Annotated in this window: 6 protein-coding genes; 2 read left to right on the forward strand and 4 right to left on the reverse strand. The window is 67.7% G+C overall.

The genetic code is table 11. The annotated features are described in order from the left end of the window. Positions 1 to 99: 99 nt before the first annotated feature. Together ACFV0O_RS41345 and ACFV0O_RS41350 are read right to left on the reverse strand one after the other, a co-directional pair. Positions 100 to 318, reverse strand: a complete 219-nt coding sequence (locus ACFV0O_RS41345) for a DUF397 domain-containing protein (RefSeq protein WP_380350206.1) — start codon at positions 316 to 318, stop codon at positions 100 to 102. 145 nt (positions 319 to 463) lie between these two features. Further along, positions 464 to 805 (reverse strand): ASCH domain-containing protein, encoded by a 342-nt coding sequence (locus tag ACFV0O_RS41350; RefSeq protein WP_380350207.1) that lies wholly within the window; start codon positions 803 to 805, stop codon positions 464 to 466. Positions 806 to 1115: 310 nt separating this feature from the next. Here ACFV0O_RS41350 and ACFV0O_RS41355 point away from each other — a divergent pair, with 310 nt between their 5' ends. Beyond that, positions 1116 to 1331 carry a hypothetical protein gene (locus ACFV0O_RS41355; RefSeq protein ID WP_380350210.1) on the forward strand — a complete coding sequence of 72 codons (216 nt, stop codon included), beginning with the start codon at positions 1116 to 1118 and terminating at the stop codon, positions 1329 to 1331. 13 nt (positions 1332 to 1344) lie between these two features. Here the strand turns inward: ACFV0O_RS41355 and ACFV0O_RS41360 are convergent, their stop codons facing one another. Together ACFV0O_RS41360 and ACFV0O_RS41365 are read right to left on the reverse strand one after the other, a co-directional pair. After that, the gene (locus ACFV0O_RS41360; RefSeq protein WP_380350212.1) at positions 1345 to 1482 is read right to left on the reverse strand and encodes a DUF397 domain-containing protein; all 138 of its coding nucleotides are present in this window, start codon (positions 1480 to 1482) and stop codon (positions 1345 to 1347) included. Beyond that, a complete protein-coding gene (locus tag ACFV0O_RS41365; RefSeq protein ID WP_380350215.1) occupies positions 1445 to 2446 on the reverse strand; it encodes a helix-turn-helix domain-containing protein in 1002 nt (333 codons plus the stop codon). The genes ACFV0O_RS41360 and ACFV0O_RS41365 overlap by 38 nt, the downstream gene beginning before the upstream one ends. Before the next feature lie 109 nt (positions 2447 to 2555). Between ACFV0O_RS41365 and ACFV0O_RS41370 the strand changes: the two genes are divergently transcribed. Next, positions 2556 to 3026, forward strand: a complete 471-nt coding sequence (locus tag ACFV0O_RS41370) for an ATP-binding protein (protein WP_380350218.1) — start codon at positions 2556 to 2558, stop codon at positions 3024 to 3026. The last annotated feature ends 70 nt before the right edge of the window (positions 3027 to 3096 follow it).

Consider the following 3096-nt stretch of genomic DNA (forward strand, 5'->3'; position numbering starts at 1 on the left):
CCCGTCGACACCGACTACCGGATGCGCGAGTTCGCACTGGTCGACCGCAGCGGAAACCTGCTACGGATCGGCAGCCCGTCCGTCCCGCGGTAAGGGAGGTCAGCCCTCGACGGGGAACTCGCCGTCCCGGATCGCGGCGATGAAGGAACTCCAGGCGGAGGCCGGGAAGGTGAGGGTCGGCCCGTGGGGGTCCTTCGAGTCACGCACCGGGACGGCGCCAGGCAGGAATTCGGGGGCCACCTCGATGCACTCGCCCGCGTTGTCCCCGCTGTAGCTGCTCTTGCGCCAGGCGGTCACGTCGAGCTCGATCCTCATCATCCATGAACCCTTTCAGCGCCTCGGTTGGTGATCGTCGCGCGGTCGGTGAACGGCACCACCTGGATGGCAAGGTTCCGCGCTGAGCAACGCGTAGTGGGTGCTCCAGCTGCCGCGCCATTACCTTCGGCCGGACAGTCTCCACCGACTACGGGGTGAGCTGTACGTGAATCGCGAGGACACCGAGCTTCTCCTTCTCGGGCGGGTAGATCTCACGGCAAGCGGCCAGGAGTTCGCCCCGGCTCATCCCCTGGGATCCGATGGCTTCCATGGACTCGGAGTCGAGCAGCGCATCGAAGGTCGGATATTCCGCGACCCTGGTGACCAGGGTGCGGCAGCGGGCGTCCCCGGATGCGAAGACGAGCCTCTGCCCGGGGCGGATCCTGCGCATGCTGGGATAGCCGACGCGCACCTCGATCGTCTTGGATCCGCCGGCGATCAGGTCGAAGTAGGGCCGACGGATCTGGATGACGCGGTCCTGTTCCGGCATCTGATGGTGTTCCGCTTCTATGTCGAGATCGGTGAGGACAGGGTGGCCAGGCGCTCTCGCAGTTCGCTCACGCTGCCGTGACGCGGGAAACGTCGGGAAAGATAGCCCGTGAGGTCGGTGGCGCGGTTGCGCACGGAGTCGACGACTCGGTCGGAATCCAGCGCCAAGTTGCCGATAACGACGGCACCGTCGGGATCGCCGAGTTGGGCGTGCGCGAGGGCCAGATCGATGCGGGCGCTGGGACGGGGAGGACGGCTACCTGATCCTCGTCCGGGGCACGGTCGAGCTGCACTTCCGCCACGACCCCCGAGTGGACCCACTGACCACGGCCGGCAGCTGCTACCTGCAGGTCCGGGACGCGGACGCGCTGCACCGCGCGTGGCAGCGGCTCGGCGTGCCCGCCGACCCGGCCACCGGCAGCCGCCTGACGCCACCCGTCGACACCGACTACCGGATGCGCGAGTTCGCACTGGTCGACCGCAGCGGAAACCTGCTACGGATCGGCAGCCCGTCCGTCCCGCGGTAAGGCCGCAAAGGGGTCAGCCCCCGACGGGGAACTCGCCGTCCTGGACTGCGGTGATGAAGGAACTCCAGGCGGAGGTCGGGAAGGTGAGGGTCGGCCCGTGGGGGTCCTTCGAGTCACGCACGGGGACGAGGCCGGGGAACCCGGGGGCCACCTCGATGCACTCGCCCGCGTTGTCCCCGCTGTAGCTGCTCTTCCGCCAAGACGCCTCGCTCAGCTCGGCGTTCTGCATATCGGTATTCCTCCATTGCGTCAGTGATAAGTGCGCGCGAGTCATTCTCTGACAGTACAGCGCCCCTGACGAGATCGAAGTCCCGATGGCTCGCCTGCACGACGGACGGTGCGTCGCTGAAGTGCCCTCGATACAGGCTCTCCGAGTAGACCCACTCCTTCCCGTCCGGCATCTCCAGAAGGATCATGGACGTGGTCGGGAGCTTCCGGACAGGGGCAGCGAACGGCGCCACCTGGATGAGAACGTTCGAGCGCTCACCTGCGGAGATGAGGTGTTCCATCTGCCGCTTCATGACTCCTGGCCCTCCGACGACACTTCGAATGGCGCTCTCGTGGAGTAGAACGACCAACGTGGGTCCGTCGTCGGTCAGGTAGCGGTCCTGTCGACTCAGTCGGGCTGTCACCCGCTCGGCCAGCCACTGTGCGTTATTGCGAGCCTCGCCAAGGCGGAAGATCTCGTAGGCATACTCCTCGCACTGCAACAGGCCGTTCACCCGCATGTACTGGAGCACCCGGGTTGTTGCGGCTTCCTCTTCCAGCTCAACGTACTTCTGAAACCAGTCCGGGTGCTCGATGTCCGCGTTCCAGTCAACTCGTTCCCACAGTCGGACGAGTAAACCTCCCATGGCCAGCACTTCGTCAGCGCGCTCGACGGTGTCCCGGTCCATCGGTCGCTTACCCCCCTCGAACCGGGTGATCACTGTTCGGTGGCAGTGCAGGAGCTTGCCCAGTTCGTCTTGCGTGTAGCCGGCTCGCTCTCGGGCGAAGCGGAGCGCTTCGCCGAACATCACAGCCGGGCTTGATGTGAGCCCGTTCTCAAGCCGCCGATGTGACATCCCGATTCCCCTCAGGTGCTGCGGATCACTGCACACCGATTTGGTCGTCACCGTAGTCCCAACGCTCGATCATTGATACCGGAACGCGATCTTCTGCTTGCGCAGCGTCACCTCGCGCTCCCTCCGTACGCCCCCCTTCCGCCCCCCGAGGTACTTCGCCATGCCTGCTTCCCGCCGCCCCCGCACGTTCGCCGCCCGGCTCGACTCCCGCACCGCCTCCACGCCCCTGGCCCGTCTCTTCCTGCGGGCCTACCTCGCCGGCTTCCCGTCCGGTGAGCGCTACTCGGACACCGCCGAACTGCTCCTCGGCGAACTGTTCGCCAACGCGGTCAGGCACTCCGACGCGCCCGCCGACCGGCCGATCGAGGTCCGCTTCGCCGTCGTCGGCGACCGCCTGCGCATCGAGGTGCACGACGCCGGCACCGGGCGTCCCGTCGTCCGGTCGGCCTTCCCGGAGGAGGAGTGCGGGCGGGGGCTGTTCCTCGTCAACGCGCTGGCCGAGCGCTGGGGCTGCTGCCCCCGCTCCGGCGGCATCGGCACGTTCGTCTGGGCCCTGATCGCGCCCGTCCCCGTGCCCGTGCCCGCCCTCACGCCCGCGCCCGCGCCCGCGCCCGCCGCCCACGCCGTCTGAACGGAGGCCCCCACCATGCGACTCGCCCACACCGCCCGGCACCTCCTCGACACCGCCTCCACCCCCGCCA

The sequence above is a fragment of the Kitasatospora sp. NPDC059577 genome (genome assembly GCF_042735475.1).
GTDB lineage: Bacteria > Actinomycetota > Actinomycetes > Streptomycetales > Streptomycetaceae > Kitasatospora.

Excerpts from the sequence above, each read along its gene's own strand:
- ACFV0O_RS41370 (WP_380350218.1), top strand. The coding sequence starts at position 2,556 with ATGCCTGCTTCCCGCCGCCCCCGCACGTTCGCCGCCCGGCTCGACTCC.
- ACFV0O_RS41350 (WP_380350207.1), bottom strand. The coding sequence starts at position 805 with ATGCCGGAACAGGACCGCGTCATCCAGATCCGTCGGCCCTACTTCGAC.
- ACFV0O_RS41345 (WP_380350206.1), bottom strand. The coding sequence starts at position 318 with ATGATGAGGATCGAGCTCGACGTGACCGCCTGGCGCAAGAGCAGCTAC.